A 23,563-nucleotide genomic window follows, 5' to 3' on the forward strand; every position below is an offset into this window, starting at 1 on the left:
TTCGAACCCTCGATGGGAGTTAAAGCCCATACTCCCTTAGCAGGGGAGCGCCTTCGGCCACTCGGCCACCTCTCCGTTTCTTGGCGCACATATTACTGTCTGCCGAAAATAAGTCAAACCCTTTTTAAGAAACCATTTCCATTTGAGCTGTTTTTAAGCATCTTGTCTGTATAACAGTCTAAGTTACGGCTCAAAGGCGTTTATTTCGACATTTCATTTGGAATTTATCAATCTTAAATATACAAAATCCAGCAATGAACTGGTTGGTAAAACTGTCAAATTGATCTTATTGAGATCAAAAAATACTGCCATGATTCGGCTTAGGTGATTTTTCAAACTAAATCCGCGAGTAAACCTTAGCACTATGTAGCAAAACTTCATCCATAGAAGCTCCTAACTTCTATGACTGAGACAACTTCTATAAGTCAGACACCTCTTATATGTGGATTAGCGACCCCTCCCCCTTAAACCTAAGAGTTCATCAATTAAAGCCGAACCATAAGAAACAGGGAGAAAACTCTACATTTAAGTGGAACTAAAATTAGGAGGCTTACAATCACACAGAAGAGACTTCTTCTTTGGGAGTGGATGGATTTACACAAGACTTAAATAAAGTAGCATAGTGTTCATTTATCACCTTGCCTAAAACACATGAGCCAGAAAGCAAAAATCTAGCACCCTGAAATAAAAAACTCAGAATATAAAAAAGCCTGTTAAAAACTGGCTTCTACTGTTTTCATATTAGGCTTAAGTGATCCATGCAGATCAAAAACTATCGTCATCGACTGTCGTACCTGACAATTCAGACTGAATGCGCTGGTAAATCTCTTCACGCAAGCTCATCACACAGAAGAGACTTCTTTGGGAGTCGCTGCGTTGACGCAGTCTAAACTCTGTTAGCAGCAGAGCCAAAATCCAATACCTAAAAATAAAAAGCCCAAAAATAAAAAAGCCAGTTAAAAAATGGCTTCTACTGTTTTCATATTAGACTTAAGTGATCCATTCAGATCAAAAGTTACCGCCTTCTGATGGGGTACCTGACTTTTCAGACTGAATGCACTGGTAAACCTCTTCACGCAAGCTCATCACACAGAAGAGACTTCTTTGGGAGTCGCAGCGTTGACGCAAGTCTAAACTCTGTTAGCAGCAGAACCAAAATCCAACACCTAAAAATAAAAAGCCCAAAAATAAAAAAGCCTGTTAAAAACTGGCTTCTACTGTTTTCATATTAGGCTTAAGTGATCCATGCAGATCAAAAACTATCGTCATCGACTGTCGTACCTGACAATTCAGACTGAATGCACTGGTAAATCTCTTCACGCAAGCTCATCACACAGAAGAGACTTCTTTGGGAGTCGCTGCGTTGACGCAAGTCTAAACTCTGTTAGCAGCAGAACCAAAATCCAACACCTAAAAATAAAAAGCCCAAAAATAAAAAAGCCTGTTAAAAACTGGCTTCTACTGTTTTCATATTAGGCTTAAGTGATCCATGCAGATCAAAAACTATCGTCATCGACTGTCGTACCTGACAATTCAGACTGAATGCGCTGGTAAATCTCTTCACGCAAGCTCATCACACAGAAGAGACTTCTTTGGGAGTCGCTGCGTTGACGCAGTCTAAACTCTGTTAGCAGCAGAGCCAAAATCCAACACCTAAAAATAAAAAGCCTAAAAATAAAAAAGCCAGTTAAAAACTGGCTTCTAAAATTCTTAAGTGATCCATTCAGATCAAAAGTTACCGCCTTCTGATGGGGTACCTGACTTTTCAGACTGAATGCGCTGGTAAATCTCTTCACGATGTACAGAGACTTCTTTAGGTGCATTTACACCAATTCTTACTTGGTTACCTTTAACGCCTAATACAGTGACAGTTACTTCGTCACCAATCATCAGTGTTTCACCAACACGACGAGTCAATATCAGCATTACATTGCTCCTTTAGTTCCTAGTTCTGCTTATACGGCATAATTCCGTTATATCTGTATTATAAGGTTAGCTTAGTACAAATTAACAGTCTTCTATTAGAAAAGCGTCAAATAATTACAGCTTTTTCAGTAATAAATCACAGTTATCTACCTGAAACCTTTTTAGCCATATTAAGAATAATCTTTGCTCGGTAGTACTACTATCAAGCATTGACATTAAACTAACATGAAAGCGCACATTCCCCAAACCAAAGGCCACATTGCCGATACTTTAACCAAACAATTCACTATTTATATAAATAGTTTTTTTCTCATTGGCTAGTTCTTTTAGCCAGTAAAAGCATTGGATGAATAGTAATAAAGTTAACTAAAGCCTCAATCCTGGCCCCTGCCCTCAAGAATATTTTTGTTTATGCCATAAAAAAACGCCCTAAAGGGCGCTTCTTAATATCTCGTTATCGCTAACAATTATGCCAGCTTAGCTGAGATCCATGGAATAACTTGCTCTAAAGCAGCGTCTAGGTTTTCTGGCTGACTACCACCGGCTTGAGCCATATCTGGACGTCCACCGCCTTTACCACCAACTTGTACTGCTATAGAGGCTACAAGCTCACCCGCTTTTACCTTGCCAGTAAGATCTTTAGTCACACCAACGATCATGTTAACTTTATCTTCGCCAGCGATGGCTAGCACTACGATACCAGACTGTAGCTTTTGCTTAAGCTCATCCTGTAGACCACGCAATGCCCCAGCATCAACACCGTCAAGTTTCTTAACGAGAACCTTAACGCCATTCACGTCAACAGCTTCGCCAGCAAGATCGGCGCTAGTCGCAGCGGCTAACTTGTCTTTTAGTTGAGATAGCTCTTTTTCAAGTAACTTAGTCTTATCAAGCTGTGCTTTAAGCTTAGCAACCACAGAAGCGCTATCGCCTTTCAGTAATGCAGCCGCTTCTTCAAGCAGTGCTTGCTGCTTAGCAACATAAGCCATCGCTGCTGCACCAGTAACTGCTTCAATACGACGTACGCCTGCAGCGATACCGCCCTCAGAAGTGATCTTAAACAAACCGATATCACCAGTGCGGCCAACGTGAGTACCACCACAAAGCTCGATAGAGAAATCGCCCATGGTCACAACACGCACTTCTGAATCATACTTCTCGCCAAATAGTGCCATAGCACCTTTTTCTTTAGCGGTTTCGATATCCATCACTTCAGCAGTTAGCTCGTGGTTACGACGAATTTGCGTATTTACTAGCTCTTCAACTTCTTTAAGCTCGTGAGCTTTAACACCTTCAAAGTGTGAGAAGTCAAAACGTAAACGCTCAGGGTCAACTAAAGAACCTTTCTGGCTAACATGAGTACCTAATACTTGACGTAATGCCGCGTGTAAAAGGTGAGTCACTGAGTGATTAAGTTCAGTTCTGTGACGTAGCTTTTTATCAACATTAGCCGTCACAACTTGACCCACTTTAATCGTGCCTGTCGCTACACGACCGATATGACCAATCGCTTGAGCATATTTTTGCGTATCAGTCACGGTGAACTCGATACCATCGGCAATCAATACACCTTCATCGCCACATTGACCACCTGACTCACCATAAAAAGGTGTGTTATCAAGTACGATAACTACATCGTCGCCAGCAACAATGCTCTCTACTGACTCACCCGCTTTAAAAATCGCAGTCACGGTCGCTTGATTGTTTAACTCTGTGTAACCAGTAAAGGCGCTTTGTTCATCAATTTTCAGACCTTCATTGTAGTCAGTTTCAAATTGACCAGCAGCTTGTGCACGACTGCGCTGTGCTGCCATAGCAACTTCAAATCCAGCTTCATCAACTGTGATATCACGCTCACGACACACGTCAGCAGTTAAATCGACAGGGAAGCCGTAAGTATCGTAAAGTTTGAATGCTGTTTCGCCGTCTAACACATTAGTTGCTAGCTCATTTAGCGCCGCATCCAAAATACCTAGACCACGTTCAAGTGTACGTGCAAATTGCTCTTCTTCAGCTTTTAGAGACTTTTCAACAATCGCTTGAGTCTCTTGCAGGCCTTTTGCTGCATCGGCGCCCATGACTTCAATTAATGTTGGAACCAGTTTGTAGAAGAAGCTTTCAGTCGCACCCAACTTGTTACCATGGCGCACTGCACGGCGAATAATACGACGAAGCACATAGCCACGGCCTTCATTTGATGGCATAACACCATCAGCAATTAAGAAGGCACATGAACGAATGTGATCGGCAATAACGCGTAGTGACTTGTTTTCAAGATCCGTTACGCCAAGAATTGCAGCGGCTTTCTTAATCAAGGCTTGGAAAATATCGATTTCGTAGTTTGAATGTACGCCCTGCATAATTGCAGCGATACGCTCAATACCCATACCAGTATCAACCGATGGCTTTGGTAGTGGCTTCATCTCACCGTCTGCTTGACGGTTGTACTGCATAAATACGATATTCCAGATCTCGATGAAACGGTCGCCATCTTCTTCGGGAGTACCAGGACGGCCACCCCAGATATGATCGCCGTGATCGTAGAAAATTTCAGAACATGGACCACAAGGGCCCGTGTCACCCATCTGCCAGAAGTTATCTGACGCGTACGCTGCACCTTTATTGTCGCCGATGCGGATAATATTTTCCGCAGCTACGCCAATTTTCTTATTCCAAATTTCAAATGCTTCGTCATCTGTCTCATAGATGGTGACGCAAAGACGTTCTTTTGGCAGCTTCAATTCTTCTGTAAGGAAAGTCCATGCGAAGTGAATTGCTTCTTCTTTAAAATAATCACCAAAGCTAAAGTTACCTAACATTTCAAAGAAGGTGTGGTGACGTGCTGTGTAGCCAACGTTATCTAAATCGTTGTGCTTACCACCCGCGCGAACACAGCGCTGTGAAGATGTTGCACGAGAATAGCTACGCTTATCTGCACCCAAAAACACATCTTTAAACTGGTTCATACCCGCATTAGTAAATAATAGCGTTGGATCGTTCGCTGGAACGAGAGAGCTACTATCAACGACCTGGTGACCATTTGTGCGGAAATATTCCAAAAAAGCACTTCGCAGTGCTGCAGTGGTTTGATACATGAAACCGTCCTGAATTAGGTTGTGCAAATAGCCCTTAACGAGCTGAGATAAATTTTTATGGATAGCATTATAAGCAGAGTCATGACTAACAACCAGCCCTGTTAATACAAAACTGTGTGGCTAATAGATAAATAGCAGCAGGAAGACGATAAGAGGAGGTATAAGAGTCTGAAATTCATTTATCAAATTTGCAGCACAAGCTAAGACATTTGCTTATTCGCTTTAAAAAAAATCGCGGCGTGTTTATAACACGGCCGCGATTATCTATTCAGTCAGCTGACTTAGTTAAATCATTTAACTACTCAAGCATTCTTAAAATACTTCGCCAGTCTCTAAATCGATGTTATCACCAGCGGTGTCAGCTGAATCAGCACTCACCTTCTCACCGTTGCCTAGAAGCATAGCGCGCAATGTCGTTTCAATTTCATCTGAAATTGCTGGGTTTTCGATTAGATACTTACCCGCATTAGCACGACCCTGACCAATCTTGTCACCTTTGTAGCTGTACCAAGCGCCAGCTTTCTCAATTAACTTGTGCTGTACACCAAGGTCTACAAGCTCACCAGTACTGTTAATACCTTGACCGTAAAGAATTTGGAACTCAGCTTGTTTAAATGGTGCCGCAATCTTGTTCTTAACCACTTTAACGCGGGTTTCGTTACCAATCACTTCTTCTCTGTCTTTAATCGCACCTGTACGGCGGATATCTAGACGAACAGAAGCGTAGAACTTAAGTGCGTTACCACCAGTAGTGGTTTCTGGGTTACCGAACATCACACCAATCTTCATACGGATTTGGTTAATGAAAATAAGTAGCGTGTTTGACTGCTTAAGGTTACCAGCAAGTTTACGCATTGCCTGGCTCATCATACGCGCCGCTAGGCCCATGTGAGAGTCACCAATTTCACCTTCAATTTCCGCTTTTGGTGTTAATGCAGCTACCGAGTCGACGATGATAACGTCAACGGCGCCGCTTCGAGTTAGTGCATCACAGATCTCAAGCGCTTGCTCACCGGTATCAGGCTGTGAACATAGTAGGTTATCAATATCTACACCTAGCTTTTTAGCATAGATAGGATCAAGTGCATGCTCAGCATCGATAAAGGCACAGGTCTTACCCTGCTTTTGAGCGGCAGCGATAACTTCTAGTGTTAAGGTTGTTTTACCTGAAGATTCTGGGCCATAGATCTCAACGATACGTCCCATAGGTAAGCCGCCAGCGCCTAGAGCCACGTCCAAAGCTAATGAGCCAGTAGAAATAGTTTCTACGTCCATTGAACGGTCTTCACCTAACTTCATGATTGAGCCTTTACCAAACTGCTTCTCAATCTGTCCAAGAACGGCGTTCAATGCTTTCTCTTTATTTGGATCTATCTTCATTCCTATATCCTCTGGATCACAGCGCAAACAGGGTTGCGGTACTGATTTATCATTTGGGTGACGACTCAATTTGCTGTAGCTAGAGCCTCAATATGAAACTAGTATACTGTACAATCATACAGTATCAAGTGCTGTGTAAAAATATTTTGCAAATAACCAAAAATCAATCACTTACTAATATCGTACAGTAATACACGGTATTTTATTCAGTAAACACTGTAAGAATTACGCCTCAAAGGCACAAAATATTGTTAATATTAGCGCCAATATTGTTTAAGGCACTTTATGCTGCCACAGTAAATGACAGGCAAAACAAATCGATGACCGCTATTGATCCCCAAAGCTTAGAAAAACACACTCCTATGATGCGTCAATATTTGACGTTAAAAGCCCAGCATCCTGATATGTTGCTCTTTTATCGCATGGGCGACTTTTATGAGCTCTTTTATGAAGATGCAAAGAAAGCATCTGAGCTACTTGGGATCTCGTTAACGGCCCGAGGTAAAAGTGGCGGTGATCCTATCCCTATGGCGGGCTTGCCTTACCACGCAGTCGAAGGTTATTTAGCTAAATTAGTGCAGCTACGTGTTTCGGTAGCGATTTGCGAGCAAGTGGGTGATCCAGCAACTTCCAAAGGCCCGGTTGAGCGTAAAGTCGTTCGTATTGTGACCCCAGGTACCTTAACTGACGAAGCCCTATTGCAAGAAAGACAAGACAACCTGCTTGCAGCTCTATACCAAGGTAAAACCGGCTATGGTTATGCGACTTTAGATGTCGCATCGGGACGTTTCGTCATCACCGAGCTTGCCAATACTGAAGCCTTGGAAGCCGAGCTACAACGCACTAATCCAGCAGAGCTACTCTATAGTGAAGACTTCTCGCAGATGAGCCTTATCGCGGGTATGAACGGTACAAGACGTCGCCCCGAATGGGAGTTCGATTACGACACCTGTCACCGGATGCTGCTCAATCAATTTGGCACTAAAGATCTAAAAGGCTTTGGTATCGAAGATGCGAGGCTGTCTTTACAGGCTGCGGGTTGCTTGATGCAGTATGTGAAAGACACTCAGCGTACAGCATTGCCGCATATCAATTCGATTGTTCGCTTCAATCAGTCAGACAGTATCGTATTAGATGCCGCGACTCGCCGTAACTTAGAACTTACTGTAAATCTACAGGGTGGCCGCGAAAACACCCTAGCTTCAGTGCTCGATAACACAGTGACCCCAATGGGCAGCCGAATGCTGCAACGCTGGATCCACCAGCCTCTTAGGGATCACGACATTATTCGAGCAAGACAAGCATCGATAGAAGAACTGATGACGACTGGCGACTTTCAGACGCTATCTGAAGATCTTAAGGCTCTCGGAGATGTCGAGCGCATTACGGCACGTATTGCACTACGTAATGCTCGCCCAAGAGACTTTGCACGCCTACGTCAAGCTTTGGCCTTACTGCCTCAACTACAACAAACGCTAAGCCAAGCCAATGCGCCGCACCTTAAATACCTATCACAAGTGATTGGTGTGTTTCCTGAGGAAGTTGAGCTACTCTCTCGTGCGGTTGTCGATAACCCACCTATGCTTATTCGCGATGGTGGTGTGATCCGTGAAGGCTACAATGAAGAGCTAGATCAATGGCGTAAGTTGAGCGAAGGCGCCACAGATTACTTACATGAACTTGAAGCCCGTGAGAAAGAGCTTACTGGCATTTCGACACTCAAAGTCGGCTATAACCGAGTCCATGGCTACTATATCGAGGTCAGTCGTCGTGAGTCTGATCTCGTGCCGCTGAGCTATCAGCGCAGACAAACCCTGAAAAACACCGAACGCTATATCATTCCCGAGCTAAAAGAGCATGAAGAAAAAGTGCTATCTAGCCAAGGTAAGGCACTTGCGCTAGAGAAGCAGTTATGGGAGCAGCTATTCGATCTGATCTTACCTAAGCTGCACGAACTACAAGATTTTGCCAAAGCCTCTGCCGAACTAGATGTATTATGTAACTTTGCCGAACGAGCCGAGAGCCTAAACTATCATTGCCCTGAGCTATCCAACATATCGGGTATTCAGATTGAAGCGGGTCGTCACCCTGTCGTGGAGCAAGTTAGCCAGAGTCCGTTTATCGCCAACCCGGTGACTTTAAACGCACAGCGCAAGATGCTAATTGTCACCGGTCCTAACATGGGCGGTAAGTCTACCTATATGCGTCAAGTTGCCTTGATCACTCTTATGGCTCATATCGGTTGTTATGTTCCAGCTGAGCATGCAGTGATTGGTCCAGTTGACAGGATATTTACCCGTATTGGTGCATCGGATGACCTGGCCTCGGGTCGCTCAACCTTCATGGTTGAAATGACAGAAACCGCTAACATCTTGCATAACGCCACGCCAAACAGCTTAGTCTTGATGGATGAGATTGGCCGAGGAACGTCGACCTATGACGGTCTTTCTCTTGCTTGGTCTGCTGCCGAGTATTTGGCAAAACAATTACAGGCGATGACACTGTTTGCGACTCATTACTTTGAGCTAACCCAGCTGCCTGAACAGCTCGTCAATGTGGAAAATGTCCATCTTGATGCCGTCGAACATGGTGACAGCATCGTATTTATGCATGCCGTTCAAGAGGGGGCAGCAAGCCGCAGTTATGGCCTGCAAGTAGCCGCTCTGGCAGGTGTACCTAATTGTGTTATCAGCGCAGCTAAACACAAGTTACACCAACTTGAGAGCCGCGATCATAGCCTTAATCAAGGCGAAGCTCAGCAGCCTATCCAACAAAGCATGAGTTTCTCATCACCTGCGCCCTCTCCTGCACTTGCAGCTCTAGAGAAAATTAACCCTGATGAATTAACACCAAGGCAAGCTTTGGATTATCTGTATAACCTCAAGAAACTAGCGTTATAAGAGGCTTATTTACGCTCTAGACTAAGCAGTCGTTTATAAAGAGCAGACATTAAAAAAGCGCAGTTGAAATCAACTGCGCTTTTTATTTATCTGACCTCAGAACGAGGCAGTACTTTATGCTTTAATTCTATGCTTTAAAAATGGCTTCAACTGAAAGGCCTTGAGCCCCCAGTAAGTCTTTCAAGCGCTTGAGCGCTTCCACTTGAATTTGACGTACCCTTTCACGGGTTAAGCCAATTTCTTTACCTACATTTTCAAGCGTTGATGGCTCGTAACCCAATAAACCAAATCGGCGCGCTAACACTTCTCTTTGCTTGGTATTAAGCTCATCTAGCCATTTCACCACAGACTTAGACATATCTTCGTCCTGCACCTTGTAGTCAGGACCTACGTTATCATCATCGGCAAGCACATCTAATAATGCCTTATCACTTTCGCCACCTAACGGCGTGTCGACAGAGGTGATTCTTTCATTAAGCTTAAGCATACGGCTTACGTCTGCACTGGGTAAATCTAGCTTATCTGCAATCTCTTCAGCCGTAGGCTCATGATCTAGCTTATGCGCTAGCTCCCTTGCAGTACGCAGATAAACATTGAGCTCTTTTACTACATGAATGGGTAAACGAATGGTGCGAGTCTGATTCATAATTGCTCGCTCAATCGTCTGTCTAATCCACCATGTTGCATAGGTTGAAAATCTAAAGCCACGCTCAGGGTCGAACTTCTCTACGGCACGGATAAGGCCCAAGTTGCCCTCTTCAATAAGATCGAGTAGCGCTAAGCCACGATTGTTATATCGACGTGCAATTTTTACGACCAATCTGAGGTTACTTTCAATCATGCGGTTACGGGATTTTTCACACCCTTTAAGGGATTTACGTGAAAAATACACTTCTTCCTCGGCACTGAGGAGAGGGGAAAATCCAATTTCACCTAGATACAGCTGTGTGGCATCTAAGTTTTTTTGTAAATCATCTTGCACTTGTTGCTCTAATTCAGCTTCTTTTACATCCTGTTTAGTAAGACTATCTGATGAATCTTTTACAGAGTCACTGCTTGGTTGCTCTGCAACAACGGCACTATTTAATCTGCCCATAATATTTCTCCCAAATTTTCACATTAAACTACTGCACTTCACTATCCTCCGATTTGCCAAAATGGCGGCCCAACAACTATTGTTTAGGCAAAAATTTAACTGGGTTTACTGACTTTCCATGGTATCGGATCTCAAAATGTAACATGACCCGATTTGTACCAGTGCTACCCATTGTCGCAACGGTTTGTCCAACATTAACAAGTTGCTTTTCCTTAACTGAGATCTTATCAGCATGAGCATAAGCACTTAGATAGTCATCACTATGCTTAATGATAACTAAGTTACCATACCCCCGAAGTGCGCTACCTGCATAAACAACTCGACCACTTGCTGCGGCTCGAATCACATCACCTCGGTTACCTGCGATCTTTATCCCTTTATTTCCCTGCTCTTTGGCAGAGAAAGTTCCAATCACCTTACCTTTCACAGGCCATGACCAGCGACTTACTTTCTTTGGAAGCTCGACTGGCTTGTGGACAATTCGGTTAACATCTTGTTGACTGCTTGTTACAGAATACGCAGGCTTGGCGACAGGATCAAGCTGTTTTTTTGACCCATTATTTTGGCTTGACGCTGTAGAAACATTAGAACTAACCACTTGTTTTTGAGTGGTTTTAGCATTTGCCACAGGGCTTTTAGTGCTTGAGTTCGTCGTTTTTTTGGCGCTTTGAGTATTTGTAACATATCTTTTAGAGTTAAGACTCAATACTTGGCCAGGGTAGATGGTATAAGGCTTTGGCAGACGATTTTGCTTTGCGATATCTACAAAATCTTTATTCGCTCCCCAGGCGATAGAGTAGAGAGTGTCACCATTTTTTACGATATAGCGACTTCCAGTAATCGATCCTTTGGTGATCGATGGGGTTTGGGGACCGTTAATAGATTCTACTGGAGCAGGTCTTTCTGCCTGAAAACTACAGCCAGAAAGTAACACCACGCAGACGCAATAAAAGTAAACGAACCTCATTGTTAACTCTTCACCCCAAATTCCCCAGTTGACGACATTATTTAATTATTTGTTGCTTGCTTAAAACTGTAAAAAGCCTATGCCAGTTCGCCACTCACTAACGGTACAAAGCGGACATCCTCAATAACCTCTGAGGTGAATTGATTACCGACTCGGGTAAGCTTCAACAGCTGTTGCGATAACTCGCCAACAGGGATAACTAACACACCTCCGTCTGCTAATTGCGCGATTAAAGCTTCAGGAACTGAACTTGCTGCGGCGGTTACCATAATGGCGTCATATGGGCCTTTACTTGGCCAGCCTTGCCAACCATCGCCATATTTGAAGGCGATATTATGCAGGTCGAGCTTTTTTAGCCTCTGTCTTGCTTGGATCTGTAAACTTTTAATACGCTCTACCGTACAAAGTTGTGGTACTAATTGCGCTAAGACAGCAGCTTGATAGCCCGAACCTGTGCCTATCTCTAGTACCTTATTTGGTTTGTTCTGTAGGATGATTTCAGTCATTCTGGCAACGATATAAGGCTGAGAAATAGTCTGACCTTGCCCTATCGGCAGCGCAGTATTCTCATAAGCCTTATGACCTAGTGCTGCATCAAGAAACTGCTCCCTTGGTGTATTTGCGACCGCACGCAGTACCGCTTCATTACGGATCCCAGCCTCATACAGACTTCTTGCAAGGTTCAATGCTGATGTAGAGGCAACAGGGGTCATAGCTCTTTTCCAATATTCAATAAAATTTGTTAACGCGTAGATTGCCCGCTGATACAGGGCAATCTATAAAGTCTCTCACTCACTGATGAGTTGTGATGCTATATTCGACTGAATAACTCGCTGTTAGTCGGTCATCTCAGCTAACCAATTATCCAGGGCCTTGAGCTGCTCAAAAGCAGTTAAGTCTACCGTTAATGGTGTGATAGACACATAACCATTAGCGACAGCGTAGAAGTCAGTGCCTTCACTGGCATCTTGTTCATCACCTGGCGGACCAAGCCAAAATATCTCTTTGCCAGCAGGATCTTGTGTTCTCACCATGCCTTCGGCTCTATGCCTTGCACCAAGACGGGTTATCTTCATCCCCTTCACTTCAGACAATGGCAGATCTGGCACATTGATGTTCAGGATCTTATCTTGAGCCACTGGATTTTCCTGCAAGGCTTTGACGATTTTTAACGCATAATGCGCCGCAGTTTCGTAATGCTCATGGCCGACCAAAGAGATAGCTATTGCAGGAAACCCAAGAAAGCGTCCTTCCATCGCCGCCGCTACCGTCCCAGAGTACAGGGTATCATCTCCCATATTAGCGCCAGCATTAATACCAGAGACCACCATATCGGGCTCATCTTGATATAACTCTCGTATGGCTAAATGAACGCAGTCGGTCGGTGTGCCACTGACCGAAATATAACCATTGTCTAAGGTATTGAGTCGAAGCGGGTTGGTCAAGGTTAACGAGTTACTCGCACCAGAACAGTTTCTATCAGGACCGACCGTGAGGGTCTCGGCTATCTGGCTTAATGACCGCGTCAGAGCCGCAATGCCTATAGCGTTCACTCCATCGTCATTACTGATCAGAATCTTCATTGCTGCGCCTCTGCATTTCGTTGCTCAGCTAGCATTTGTTGGCGCGCCACTTCTTGGACATCTTGGTACACAAATAACTCACGTAGTACCGATGTAGCATAAGAACCTGATGGTAATGCAAATTTTAGAATAATGGTATCTTCATCTACTTCATATTGCAGATGTTGTGGCTCAAGTAACAATGCGCGTCTTTCTTGATTCAGTCCAGCTTGCTCCAAGCCGTCTTTATCTATAGCTAGCGATTCAAGTGCAGCCGCCTCACACTCGGCTGCATCCGCTTGTGCAAGCGGTAATCCACGTCCCCATAAAGGTGCAGACAGTTGTATGTCTTTTTTAGCTAAACGCTCGACTAAAGTTTCATCCCACTGCTCGGCCACAAAATAACTCTTGCTGCCAGCCAGCATAACGCAGTCGCCAATAAGCGTTGCTGTGCCATGTTGAGCTAAACGGGTAGATACCGCCGTATTAAATAGATTTGAGCGCACAGCAGACAGATACATGCTGCGTTTATTTCTGTCTTTGACTTTACGTCCTGTAAACATCTGACGACCAAATATAAGGTTTTTGCCGTCATGACCAAAGCGTTGTTCACCAAAGTAGTTTGGCACGCCATGCAAGCTAATCTTCTCGATGCGCTCAAGCACATCACTCATATCCGAAACATTGCGCAAGGTTAAGGTAAAACGGTTACCAGCCAGAGCGCCAATACGTAGCTTCTTACTGTGTCTTGAAGCGCTTAGTACAGTGATCTGCTCGCTATTTAATTGCTCCCAGTTTGGTGTTTCCTTACCGGGAATACGTACGCCAAACCACTGCTCGGTGATCGCGTGCTTATCTTTTTGGCCAGCGTAGGTCACCTCTTTAGGGTGCACATGGGCAAAGCTAGATAGCTTCTTAGCGACTTCGACCGTGTTGAGCCCCTCTTTGCGAATATGCAGCAAATGGTGCTCACCTTCCCCCGTAGGCGCAAAAGGCAGGATTTCCTGTACCTGAAAGTCGCTATTATGGGTACGCAAGTCAGCCGTAGAGGTAGGCTGGCCATATAAATAATGTAGTTCGCTCATAATCTGTTTATCTTCTATCTATGACTTGATTTATTTATGGCTGAGTCATCAACACGACAGCTTCGACTGCGATGCCTTCTTTTCTGCCGGTAAAACCAAGCTTTTCAGTTGTGGTCGCTTTAACATTGATATCGCAAATTTCGGATGCTAGATCTTCGGCCAACACGGCGCGGATTGCTTCGATATGCGGCGCCATTTTAGGCGCTTGGGCAATCACAGTCACATCTAGGTTTGATAGGCTGTAACCCATATCTGTCGCTAATTGATAGCAGTGTCTCAATAGCACACGGCTATCGGCGCCCTTGAAATCAGGATCCGTATCAGGAAAGTGCTTACCTATATCTCCGAGCGCCATTGCGCCAAGAATCGCATCAGAGATAGCATGCAGAACCACATCACCATCAGAGTGCGCGATTAAACCCACCTCATAAGGCACCGTAATGCCACCAAGAATAAGTGGGGACTCGCCACCAAATTTGTGAACATCAAAGCCATGACCAATTCTAATTTTCATCGGTGTTCCTGTTTATCTATCGATTATATTTCAAGCGAATAAATTTCTAACTTAGCTATTGGGCTGCGCTTTTAAGAAACAGCGACGCAAGCTGCAGATCATCTGGGTGAGTCACCTTAATATTGTCGGCGCGTCCAGCTACAATCCCGGGCGCGGTGCCCGCCCACTCCATAGCCGATGCCTCATCGGTAATTAATGCACCTGCGGCTAAAGCATCGCAGAGGTTTTGTTTTAATTCTTTAACAGAAAAAAATTGCGGCGTAAGTGCATGCCATAGTTTTTCGCGGCAAACCGTTTCGGTAATTAAGCCCTGTGCATTACTGCGCTTCATGGTGTCACGCACTGGCGCCGCTAAAATAGCGCCTTGTGGGAAGCGAGATGCCGACTCGATTAACTTATCTATGTCTTGGTGACTTAGGCAAGGGCGCGCCGCATCATGCACGAGTGCCCAGGCATCCTCGGCTGCCACAGTTAAAGCCGATAGCACTGAGTCTGCACGCTCCTTACCACCTGTGACGGCCTGTAATTTAGGATGTTGAGCTTGAGCTAAGCGCGCAAAGAACTCATCTTCAGGATTAAGCGCGACAATTACCTTTTCGATACTCGGATGCGATAATAAGCAGTCTAATGTATGGCCTAAAATGCTTTGTTCATTAAGCTGTAAGTATTGCTTTGGAATTTCTGCGCCCATACGGCTGCCTATACCTGCAGCGGGGACAATCGCGATAATTTGCTTGGGTGTTTGGCTCATGACAGAGCTCCATGTAATAGCAGCATCTTTCTAGGATCGGTTAAGCTAAAATCAGTTATCAGGTGTATCCCCACGTTCGCCTCCAACGACGCGAAAGAAGGTTTCCCCCTCTTTGACCATGCCCAGCTCGTTGCGAGCACGCTCTTCAAGTGCTTCGGTACCACTGCGAAGATCACTGATCTCTTCTCTCAGCACTTGATTTCGAGCAACCAATTGCGCATTGCTTTGCTGCTGTAGCTTTATTTGCTCCTGCAGGTGAAAAGAGTCAGCTAGGCTCTTATCCCCCAACCAAAGGCGATACTGAAGCATGGCAAGTAGAGCAATTAATACAAAAAGAAGCCGTTTCATGATTCAAAGTAGAAAGAAGTTGAGAATATTAGACAGATAGTACAACAAAAAAGGCCACCGAGTGGTGGCCTTTTTAAAGTTTATAGCGTTTTATGCTTGACCTTTGATCTCTTTAAGACCGTTATAAGGTGCTTTTTCACCTAACTGCTCTTCGATACGAAGCAGCTGGTTGTACTTAGCAACACGGTCACTACGACATAGTGAACCCGTCTTGATTTGACCAGCAGAAGTTGCAACGGCTAGATCGGCAATAGTTGCATCTTCAGTTTCACCACTACGGTGTGAAATCACAACAGTGTAACCCGCATCTTTCGCCATGCGAATTGCTGCTAGAGTCTCGGTTAGTGAACCGATTTGATTAAACTTAATCAGGATTGAGTTAGCAATATTGTTGTCAATACCACGCTTTAGGATCTTAGTGTTAGTCACGAATAGATCGTCACCAACAAGCTGGATCTTGTCACCCATGATTTGAGTCTGGTAAGCCCAACCATCCCAATCTGACTCGTCTAAGCCATCTTCGATAGAAGCAATTGGATACTGCTCAGTTAGCGACTTAAGGAAGTCAGAGAAACCGTTTGCAGAGAATACTTTGCCTTCACCAGATAGGTCATATTGACCATCTTTGTAAAACTCAGATGCTGCGCAGTCTAGTGCTAGTGTTACATCAGTACCTAAGGTGTAACCCGCTTTCTCTACAGCAACTTTAATGATTGCTAGAGCGTCGGCATTTGAAGCCAAATCAGGTGCGAAACCACCTTCATCACCCACAGAAGTGCTTAAGCCTTTAGCCTTAAGCACGCTCTTTAGGCTATGGAAGATTTCAGCGCCCATACGTAGTGCTTCACGGAAGTTCTTAGCGCCAACAGGCTGAACCATGAACTCTTGAATATCGACGTTGTTATCTGCGTGCTCACCACCGTTCAAGATGTTCATCATAGGAACAGGCATTGAGTATTGGCCAGGCGTGCCGTTTAGGTCAGCAATATGAGCGTATAAAGGAATACCTTTAAATGCAGCTGCCGCTTTCGCTGCAGCCAAAGACACAGCTAGAATCGCGTTAGCGCCTAACTTATCTTTGTTTTCAGTGCCGTCAACGTCGATCATGATTTGATCAAGCTCAGCTTGGGCCGTCGCATCTTTACCCATTAACGCATCACGGATAAGTCCGTTGATGTTCTCAACTGCTTTTAATACACCTTTACCCAAGTAACGCGCTTTGTCGCCGTCACGTAGCTCTAGTGCTTCACGGCTACCTGTAGATGCGCCTGATGGTGCAGCAGCCATACCCATGAATCCGCCTTCTAAATGAACTTCAGCTTCAACAGTTGGGTTACCGCGAGAATCCATGATTTCGCGACCGATAATGTTAATAATCTTAGCCATAATGCCCTCGATTTAAGTTTTAAAGATAAATTTAAAGATAAAAGTAAAACGAAATTCTGTGCAGTTATTACATCGCTAGAAACAAAAAAACCGCCCCCATAGCATGGAAGCGGTTTTGGCGTAATTAGTCTTCTAAATCACGTTTTTGGTAGGCTGCTGCAGCGGCAACAAAGCCTTCAAATAACGGCTGACCATCGCGAGGAGTCGATGTAAATTCAGGGTGGAATTGACCCGCTACGAACCATGGGTGGTTTGGTAGCTCAATCATTTCAACCAATGAACGGTCTGATGATAGACCACTGAAGATAAGGCCTGCTTTCTCAAGACGCTCTTTGTAGTTGTTGTTCACTTCGTAACGATGACGGTGACGTTCAACACAAGTCGTAGACTTATAAGCAGCGGCAGCTTTGGTACCTTCTTCAAGGTGACATAGCTGTGCACCTAGACGCATAGTACCGCCTAGATCTGATTCTTCATGACGCTCTTCTACTTGACCATCTTCGTTGATCCACTCAGTGATCAAGCCAACCACTGGATGTGGTGTATCTGGCATAAATTCTGTTGAATGTGCCCCTTCAAGACCTGCAACGTGACGAGCAAACTCGATCAGTGCAACCTGCATACCTAAACAGATACCAAAATATGGAAGGTTGTTTTCACGAGCGAACTTAGCCGCCATGATTTTACCTTCAACACCACGCTCACCGAATCCACCTGGAACTAGGATACCGTCCAAGCCTTGTAGGACTTCATCGCCCTTAGCTTCAACGTTTTGTGAATCGATATACTTGATGTTAACTGATACGCGGTTAAATAGACCGGCATGCTTTAATGCTTCGTTAACAGACTTGTATGCATCAGGTAGTTCAATGTACTTACCAACCATACCAATGGTAATTTCACCCGTTGGATTAGCTTCTTGGTAAATAACCTTTTCCCACTCAGCTAAATCGGCTTCTTTGCAGTCAATGCCGAAACGCTTAGTCACAAGTTGGTCTAGACCTTGTGCTTTCAATAACGCAGGGATCTTATAGATGCTGTCTACGTCTTTTAGTGAGATAACTGCACGTTCTTCAACGTTACAGAATAGAGAAATCTTAGCTTTCTCGTTTGCAGGAATAGCGCGATCACCACGACAAACCAACACATCTGGAGCGATACCAATTGAGCGTAGCTCTTTAACAGAGTGCTGTGTCGGTTTAGTTTTCACTTCGCCAGCTGCGCCCAAGAAAGGTACAAGCGTTAGGTGCATAAATAGGGTTCTATCACGGCCAAGTTCAACACCTAGCTGACGGATAGACTCTAAGAATGGTAGTGATTCGATATCACCAACCGTGCCGCCGATTTCAACGATTGCCACATCATGGCCTTCACCACCAGCAAGGACTTTTTCCTTGATAGCGTTAGTGATGTGCGGAATAACCTGAATGGTTGCACCTAAGTAGTCACCACGACGTTCTTTACGAAGTACTTCTTCGTAAATACGACCTGTAGTAAAGTTATTACGACGATTCATCTTGGTACGGATGAAACGCTCATAGTGACCTAAGTCTAGATCAGTTTCAGCGCCGTCTTCTGTCACAAACACTTCACCGTGCTGTGTTGGACTCATGGTACCTGGATCAACGTTAATGTATGGATCCAGCTTCATAATGGTTACGTTTAGGCCGCGAGCCTCTAATATTGCAGCCAAAGAAGCTGCTGCAATGCCTTTACCTAGTGATGAAACCACGCCACCAGTAACGAAGATATACCTTGTAGTCATGCTGAACCTGAGAAAATGAGTTGGAAATATGTGCTTGTAAGAAAGCACTAGGACGGGGCAATATTATACCAAAGCAACAGTGATTCGACAAACTAGAATTGAACGAAAACCTAAGTTATTTATTCGACTCATTTAGTTTCACTCGATCCCAGTAGCCGTCCAGCTCTGCTAGAGAGTGCTCATTCAGGGCGCGACCATCGGCTTGCGCATAGGCTTCAACACCACGAAATCGCCTCTCAAACTTCTGATTTGCTTGTCTTAATGCTTTTTCTGGCTCAACCCCTAAATGCCTCGCAAGATTAACCACTGCAAACAATAGGTCGCCCATTTCATCTTGTACTTTTCCGGCATCGACTTCTTCTTGCTCCACTTCATAAATGACCTCATCGATCTCTTCATGAATTTTGGCGACAACGGGCTCAAGTTCAGCCCAGTCAAAACCCACTCTAGCGACTCGCTTCTGGATTTTTATTGAGCGAGATAACGCTGGTAACGCCAGCGGTATATCATCTAGCACTGAGTTCTGAGCTCGCTGACTACGCTCTTCTGCCTTTAACTCTTCCCAGTTTTGCTTGATTTCTGCCGTGCTGGTCGTTGCCAAATTTTCAAATACATGAGGGTGGCGCCTCGTAAGCTTGTTGCAAATACGTTCAACCACGGTATCGAAATCAAATAGCCCCTGCTCTTTGCCGAGTTGACAGTAAAAAACCACCTGAAACAGCAAGTCACCTAGTTCATCGGGCAGCTCATCGAGTGCCATACGCTCAATGGTATCGGCGACCTCATAAGCTTCTTCTAGAGTAAAGGGCACGATTGTTTGAAAACTCTGCGCCCTGTCCCAAGGACAACCCGTTTCAGGGTCGCGCAACTTTCGCATAATATTAAGTAGAGGGCGGGTATCGCCAACTAACTGAGTCATTCCACTTTCCTATAGCGTACTTTAACGCTGTCACGCTAAAGTCACGATTAATAATCACATATAAAAACGGCAACCCGTTGGTTGCCGTGCATCTTCGAATTAAAGCCTTCTGGCCTGTATCACACCATCCACTTGGTTAATCTTGGATAACACTTTGGATAAGCCATCTAGATTATACAGTTCAAGTTCCAATTCGATGGTCGCGGTTTGTGTTTTCACATCCGAGGTCGAGCTCATCGCCATCACATGGGTCTTCTCTGCCGCGAGTACCGAAGTTAAATCTCGAAGCAGCCCAGAGCGATCATTGGCCAACAAGCTTAAACGAATTTTATAACCACCCGAGTAGTTCTCGCCCCAGACCACATCGACTGAGCGCTCAGGCGCGGCGCGAATTAACTCTTTAACCTGATCGCAATCGGCTCTGTGCACCGAAATTCCACGGCCCTTAGTGATAAAACCAAAGATCTCATCACCAGGTACTGGCTGACAACATTTAGCGATATGACTCATCAGGTTGCCGACGCCATTGACTTCGACTTGACCCTTAGCTTTTTTAACCGACTTACTTTGGCTCTTCTTAACTAAGTCTTCAACCACCTCTTCATCACTGAGCTCTTTAGTGCGCAGACGACTTTGAACATGGTTCACTACCTGATTAAGACGTACATCACCACCGCCAATACCCGCCAGTAGATCGTCCATACTGACTAAGTTAAATCTTTCTACTGCAGTCTGTGCATCTTTAATATGAAGATTAATTCGAGACAGCTCGGCATCAAGCATCTCTCGGCCTGCAACGATATTCTTATCTCTATCTTGCTGTTTAAACCAGTGCTGAATTTTTGAACGAGCACGAGAAGTCTGAATGTAACCCAAATTTGGGTTCAACCAGTCACGTTTTGGATTTGGGTGCTTAGAGGTGATGATCTCAATTCGCTGCCCCGTTTCCACTTGATAGGTAAACTGCACAATACGGCCGTCGACCTTAGCGCCGATACACTTATGCCCCACATGAGAGTGAATGTAATAAGCAAAGTCGAGTACCGTAGAACCTAATGGTAGATCGATCACCTCACCGTTTGGCGTAAACACATATACTCGGTCTTCGAAAACCTGACTGCGAACTTCATCGACCAGGTTGCCGCTTTCGGCCACATCTTCTTGCCACTGTAAAATTTTACGTAGCCAGTTGATCTTGTCTTCGTAGCCGCTCTGCTTGCCGCTGGCGCTACCTTCTTTGTATTTCCAATGCGCCGCCACACCAAGTTCAGCATCTTCGTGCATCTGCTCGGTACGAATTTGGATCTCAACAGTCTTACCTTCCGGGCCTACCACCACGGTATGAATAGACTGGTAACCATTTGGCTTAGGGTTAGCCACATAGTCATCGAATTCACGAGGGATATGGTGCCAAAGCGTATGCACCACGCCTAAGGCGCCGTAACAGTCTTGTAGGCGATCGGTCACGATTCGCACGGCTCGCACGTCAAACAGCTCATCAAACTTAAGCTGTTTGCCTTTCATCTTCTTCCAGATACTGTAGATATGCTTAGGTCGGCCGTAGACCTTAGCGCGGATCAGATCTTGATCTAACCTCGCTTGCAACTGACTGACAAAATCATCGATAAAGGTTTCTCTATCGAGACGCTTACCATCAAGCTGCTTAGCGATGTCTTTATAGGTTTGTGGATGCAGGTAGCGGAATGAAATATCTTCAAGCTCCCACTTAAGCTGACCAATACCTAAACGGTTAGCCAGTGGCGCATAGATATCGGCAATCTCGCGGGCGACAAGGACTTTAACCTCCTCATCGGCATTTTTGATCTCACGAAGCAAACAGATACGTTCGGCAAGTTTAATCACCACCGCGCGCACATCTTCAACCATGGCCAATAACATCTTACGAATATTATCGATTTGGGGCTCGCCGCTACGAGTCTGATTATCAACTTTCAATGCGCCAATAGCGTTCATGGTCTCAACACTCGACACCAGTACGGCTAGCTTAGCGCCAAACTCCTCTTCAACATCTTCTTGTGTGATGAGACCCGCGTCAAACACCACAAACAAGATGGCTGCCTGCAGTGTTTCAATATCCATATTCAGCGGTGCAAGAATTTCTATCATCTCGCGCGCACGTTTTAATACGGTAACGTTCGCGTCTTTCTTTTGCCCCACGAGCAGTTCGACCCGCTCAATTAAGGCCAAAAGAATTTGAGCTTCCGAAGCATCACTTATATAACGTTGCACCCATTCTTCAAGTTGAAAATCAGGATCGCTAAAATGTGCTTCACGAACAGATACCATCGTATTTAATTCCTTTACATACCTAAGATAGAGGTTAACAGCCGCTTAACTATATCTTTTTAATTTATACCCACTATATTCGCCATTCAGCGGTTATTGTCAATGTACAAAAGCTGACAATTGCGACTAAAAACGCCTATAACGCCTGAGTTTGAATTGTATGAGTTATATTTAAGCAAAAGGTTTCATTAAGTGTATCTATTTGTGTCTTTTTGTTTAATTTCCTAACTCAAACAAGGCCATCGACTCTAAGTGATGGGTCTGTGGGAACATATCAATTAAACCGATTTTTTTAAGCTGGTAACCTTGCTTTAAGATCACTTCACTGTCGCGCGCTAAGCTTGCAGGATTACACGAAACATAGACTAAGGCTTTCGGTTTAAGCTTTTTCAGTGACTGCATGCTCTCATAAGCCCCCGCACGAGCCGGATCGATTAACATCTTATCGACCTTGCCTAACCATGGTTCTTTAGACAGTTCGGCACTCAAGTCTGCATGATAGAAAGAGACTTTATCTAAGCCACTTTGCAGAGCATTTGCTCTTGCCTGCTCGACCATAGCCGGCACCCCTTCTACACCAATCACCTCTGCGCCATCTTTAGCTAGCGGCAAACTGAAGTTACCAATTCCACAGAATAAGTCCAATACACGCTCGCCAGCCTGCGGCGATAACCACTCAACAGCTTGGTTCACCATGGCTTGGTTTACCGAACCATTCACTTGAATAAAGTTGCCAGGGGAGAAGTTAAGCTTAATATCACTGCCCGATAGGGCATAAAACGGCTGCTCACCCGAACCATTTAGATGTTCACACTGAGCATCATCACCTTGCAGTAGCACGATAACCTCATGCTTATTGGCAAATTCAATTAATCGAGCCTTATCTTTATCTGATAGCGCCTTAGTCACACGAAGCACAACGAAGTTGCCGTTATCGGCTTGCGTCAGTTCAACGTGGCCTAAGGCTTTTTTACCGCTTAACTGGTTAAGCATAAAAGCCAAGTCAGGAATTAAGTCCGATAAGGCTTTAGCTAATACTGCGCAAGACTGGATCTCGACCACGTCGCTGCTGCTACTCGCCCTAAAGCCCAAGCTTATGTGCTTAGTGTTCTTATCAAACCAGGTCGCTAAACGCGCACGACGGCGATAATGCCAAGCGTCACCACTGAGTGGGGCGCAGACTTCACTGGCCTGAGTCTGAGCAAACTTATTCACCAAGTCGACGAGGGTATTGGCCTTATGTTTACGCTGAGCCTCAATCTCAAGGTGCTGCAGATCGCAGCCACCACACTTATCAAAGTGTGGACACGGCGGAGAGACACGCTCGTTTGAGCGCTGCTCAATTTTAAGTAACTTACCTCGAGAAAATTTCTTCTTCTGTTCAGTTAATTGCACCGATACCGTCTCATCAGGCAGGGCGCCATTGATGAAAACGATCTTACCGTCGTGATGACCAATGCCAGCCCCGAGGTGATCCAGCTGCGTCACCTTAAGTGACAACTTCGATGATAATTGCTTAGATCTATTTGGTTTTGCTTTAAAAAATTGTGCCATTTTGCTCT

19 protein-coding genes are annotated in these 23,563 nt (G+C 44.8%); 1 reads left to right on the forward strand and 18 read right to left on the reverse strand.

The features are described 5' to 3' along the window. Nucleotides 1-765: 765 nt before the first annotated feature. From Q1A86_RS14590 to recA, 5 genes are all read right to left on the reverse strand, one after another. The gene (locus tag Q1A86_RS14590) at nt 766-912 is read right to left on the reverse strand and encodes a hypothetical protein (protein ID WP_299807831.1); all 147 of its coding nucleotides are present in this window, start codon (nt 910-912) and stop codon (nt 766-768) included. 584 nt (nt 913-1,496) lie between these two features. After that, nucleotides 1,497-1,643, reverse strand: coding sequence for a hypothetical protein (locus Q1A86_RS14595; protein ID WP_299807831.1), 147 nt, complete (start codon nt 1,641-1,643; stop codon nt 1,497-1,499). Between the two features lie 85 nt (nt 1,644-1,728). After that, complete coding sequence (gene csrA, locus Q1A86_RS14600; RefSeq protein ID WP_006082602.1) at nt 1,729-1,926, reverse strand: carbon storage regulator CsrA; 198 nt, start codon at nt 1,924-1,926, stop codon at nt 1,729-1,731. A 467-nt stretch (nt 1,927-2,393) separates the two neighbouring features. After that, nucleotides 2,394-5,021, reverse strand: a complete 2,628-nt coding sequence (gene alaS / locus Q1A86_RS14605; protein ID WP_299807841.1) for an alanine--tRNA ligase — start codon at nt 5,019-5,021, stop codon at nt 2,394-2,396. A gap of 312 nt (nt 5,022-5,333) precedes the next feature. Next, nucleotides 5,334-6,401: a recombinase RecA gene (gene recA / locus Q1A86_RS14610; protein ID WP_299807843.1), complete on the reverse strand. Its 1,068-nt coding sequence runs from the start codon at nt 6,399-6,401 to the stop codon at nt 5,334-5,336. A 320-nt stretch (nt 6,402-6,721) separates the two neighbouring features. On the opposite strand from recA, the gene mutS reads away from it, so the two are divergent. After that, nucleotides 6,722-9,301: a DNA mismatch repair protein MutS gene (gene mutS, locus Q1A86_RS14615; RefSeq protein ID WP_299808035.1), complete on the forward strand. Its 2,580-nt coding sequence runs from the start codon at nt 6,722-6,724 to the stop codon at nt 9,299-9,301. Nucleotides 9,302-9,428: 127 nt separating this feature from the next. Here the strand turns inward: mutS and rpoS are convergent, their stop codons facing one another. The 13 genes from rpoS to rlmD all read right to left on the reverse strand — a co-directional run bounded on the left by rpoS (nt 9,429) and on the right by rlmD (nt 23,555). Next, nucleotides 9,429-10,397: an RNA polymerase sigma factor RpoS gene (gene rpoS, locus Q1A86_RS14620; protein ID WP_299807845.1), complete on the reverse strand. Its 969-nt coding sequence runs from the start codon at nt 10,395-10,397 to the stop codon at nt 9,429-9,431. 76 nt (nt 10,398-10,473) lie between these two features. Next, complete coding sequence (locus tag Q1A86_RS14625) at nt 10,474-11,364, reverse strand: peptidoglycan DD-metalloendopeptidase family protein (protein ID WP_299807847.1); 891 nt, start codon at nt 11,362-11,364, stop codon at nt 10,474-10,476. A 77-nt stretch (nt 11,365-11,441) separates the two neighbouring features. Further along, the gene (locus Q1A86_RS14630) at nt 11,442-12,077 is read right to left on the reverse strand and encodes a protein-L-isoaspartate(D-aspartate) O-methyltransferase (protein ID WP_299807849.1); all 636 of its coding nucleotides are present in this window, start codon (nt 12,075-12,077) and stop codon (nt 11,442-11,444) included. A 123-nt stretch (nt 12,078-12,200) separates the two neighbouring features. Next, the gene (gene surE / locus Q1A86_RS14635; RefSeq protein ID WP_299807851.1) at nt 12,201-12,947 is read right to left on the reverse strand and encodes a 5'/3'-nucleotidase SurE; all 747 of its coding nucleotides are present in this window, start codon (nt 12,945-12,947) and stop codon (nt 12,201-12,203) included. Beyond that, the gene (gene truD, locus Q1A86_RS14640; RefSeq protein WP_299807853.1) at nt 12,944-14,011 is read right to left on the reverse strand and encodes a tRNA pseudouridine(13) synthase TruD; all 1,068 of its coding nucleotides are present in this window, start codon (nt 14,009-14,011) and stop codon (nt 12,944-12,946) included. The genes surE and truD overlap by 4 nt, the downstream gene beginning before the upstream one ends. A gap of 34 nt (nt 14,012-14,045) precedes the next feature. After that, on the reverse strand, nt 14,046-14,525 hold the full coding sequence (gene ispF, locus Q1A86_RS14645) for a 2-C-methyl-D-erythritol 2,4-cyclodiphosphate synthase (RefSeq protein ID WP_299807855.1): 480 nt from the start codon (nt 14,523-14,525) through the stop codon (nt 14,046-14,048). A 55-nt stretch (nt 14,526-14,580) separates the two neighbouring features. After that, nucleotides 14,581-15,276 carry a 2-C-methyl-D-erythritol 4-phosphate cytidylyltransferase gene (gene ispD / locus Q1A86_RS14650; RefSeq protein WP_299807857.1) on the reverse strand — a complete coding sequence of 232 codons (696 nt, stop codon included), beginning with the start codon at nt 15,274-15,276 and terminating at the stop codon, nt 14,581-14,583. Between the two features lie 51 nt (nt 15,277-15,327). Further along, entirely contained in the window at nt 15,328-15,624 is a 297-nt protein-coding gene (gene ftsB / locus Q1A86_RS14655; protein WP_299807859.1) for a cell division protein FtsB, read from the reverse strand. Nucleotides 15,625-15,714: 90 nt separating this feature from the next. Further along, a complete protein-coding gene (eno, locus tag Q1A86_RS14660) occupies nt 15,715-17,010 on the reverse strand; it encodes a phosphopyruvate hydratase (protein ID WP_299807861.1) in 1,296 nt (431 codons plus the stop codon). Between the two features lie 124 nt (nt 17,011-17,134). Further along, nucleotides 17,135-18,775 (reverse strand): CTP synthase, encoded by a 1,641-nt coding sequence (locus Q1A86_RS14665; protein ID WP_299807863.1) that lies wholly within the window; start codon nt 18,773-18,775, stop codon nt 17,135-17,137. 115 nt (nt 18,776-18,890) lie between these two features. Further along, nucleotides 18,891-19,694, reverse strand: a complete 804-nt coding sequence (gene mazG / locus Q1A86_RS14670) for a nucleoside triphosphate pyrophosphohydrolase (RefSeq protein WP_299807865.1) — start codon at nt 19,692-19,694, stop codon at nt 18,891-18,893. 99 nt (nt 19,695-19,793) lie between these two features. Then, nucleotides 19,794-22,001: a GTP diphosphokinase gene (gene relA / locus Q1A86_RS14675; RefSeq protein WP_299807867.1), complete on the reverse strand. Its 2,208-nt coding sequence runs from the start codon at nt 21,999-22,001 to the stop codon at nt 19,794-19,796. A 216-nt stretch (nt 22,002-22,217) separates the two neighbouring features. Next, the gene (gene rlmD, locus Q1A86_RS14680) at nt 22,218-23,555 is read right to left on the reverse strand and encodes a 23S rRNA (uracil(1939)-C(5))-methyltransferase RlmD (RefSeq protein ID WP_299807869.1); all 1,338 of its coding nucleotides are present in this window, start codon (nt 23,553-23,555) and stop codon (nt 22,218-22,220) included. Nucleotides 23,556-23,563: the final 8 nt, after the last annotated feature.

Source organism: uncultured Shewanella sp., from assembly GCF_947497935.1.
Taxonomy (GTDB): Bacteria; Pseudomonadota; Gammaproteobacteria; order Enterobacterales; family Shewanellaceae; genus Shewanella.

Bases quoted from the DNA above. Each gene is read 5' to 3' on its own strand.
- csrA (WP_006082602.1), bottom strand. From the start codon at position 1,926: ATGCTGATATTGACTCGTCGTGTTGGTGAAACACTGATGATTGGTGAC.
- alaS (WP_299807841.1), bottom strand. From the start codon at position 5,021: ATGTATCAAACCACTGCAGCACTGCGAAGTGCTTTTTTGGAATATTTC.
- recA (WP_299807843.1), bottom strand. From the start codon at position 6,401: ATGAAGATAGATCCAAATAAAGAGAAAGCATTGAACGCCGTTCTTGGA.
- mutS (WP_299808035.1), top strand. From the start codon at position 6,722: ATGACCGCTATTGATCCCCAAAGCTTAGAAAAACACACTCCTATGATG.
- rpoS (WP_299807845.1), bottom strand. From the start codon at position 10,397: ATGGGCAGATTAAATAGTGCCGTTGTTGCAGAGCAACCAAGCAGTGAC.
- Q1A86_RS14625 (WP_299807847.1), bottom strand. From the start codon at position 11,364: ATGAGGTTCGTTTACTTTTATTGCGTCTGCGTGGTGTTACTTTCTGGC.
- Q1A86_RS14630 (WP_299807849.1), bottom strand. From the start codon at position 12,077: ATGACCCCTGTTGCCTCTACATCAGCATTGAACCTTGCAAGAAGTCTG.
- surE (WP_299807851.1), bottom strand. From the start codon at position 12,947: ATGAAGATTCTGATCAGTAATGACGATGGAGTGAACGCTATAGGCATT.
- truD (WP_299807853.1), bottom strand. From the start codon at position 14,011: ATGAGCGAACTACATTATTTATATGGCCAGCCTACCTCTACGGCTGAC.
- ispF (WP_299807855.1), bottom strand. From the start codon at position 14,525: ATGAAAATTAGAATTGGTCATGGCTTTGATGTTCACAAATTTGGTGGC.
- ispD (WP_299807857.1), bottom strand. From the start codon at position 15,276: ATGAGCCAAACACCCAAGCAAATTATCGCGATTGTCCCCGCTGCAGGT.
- ftsB (WP_299807859.1), bottom strand. From the start codon at position 15,624: ATGAAACGGCTTCTTTTTGTATTAATTGCTCTACTTGCCATGCTTCAG.
- eno (WP_299807861.1), bottom strand. From the start codon at position 17,010: ATGGCTAAGATTATTAACATTATCGGTCGCGAAATCATGGATTCTCGC.
- Q1A86_RS14665 (WP_299807863.1), bottom strand. From the start codon at position 18,775: ATGACTACAAGGTATATCTTCGTTACTGGTGGCGTGGTTTCATCACTA.
- mazG (WP_299807865.1), bottom strand. From the start codon at position 19,694: ATGACTCAGTTAGTTGGCGATACCCGCCCTCTACTTAATATTATGCGA.
- relA (WP_299807867.1), bottom strand. From the start codon at position 22,001: ATGGTATCTGTTCGTGAAGCACATTTTAGCGATCCTGATTTTCAACTT.
- rlmD (WP_299807869.1), bottom strand. From the start codon at position 23,555: ATGGCACAATTTTTTAAAGCAAAACCAAATAGATCTAAGCAATTATCA.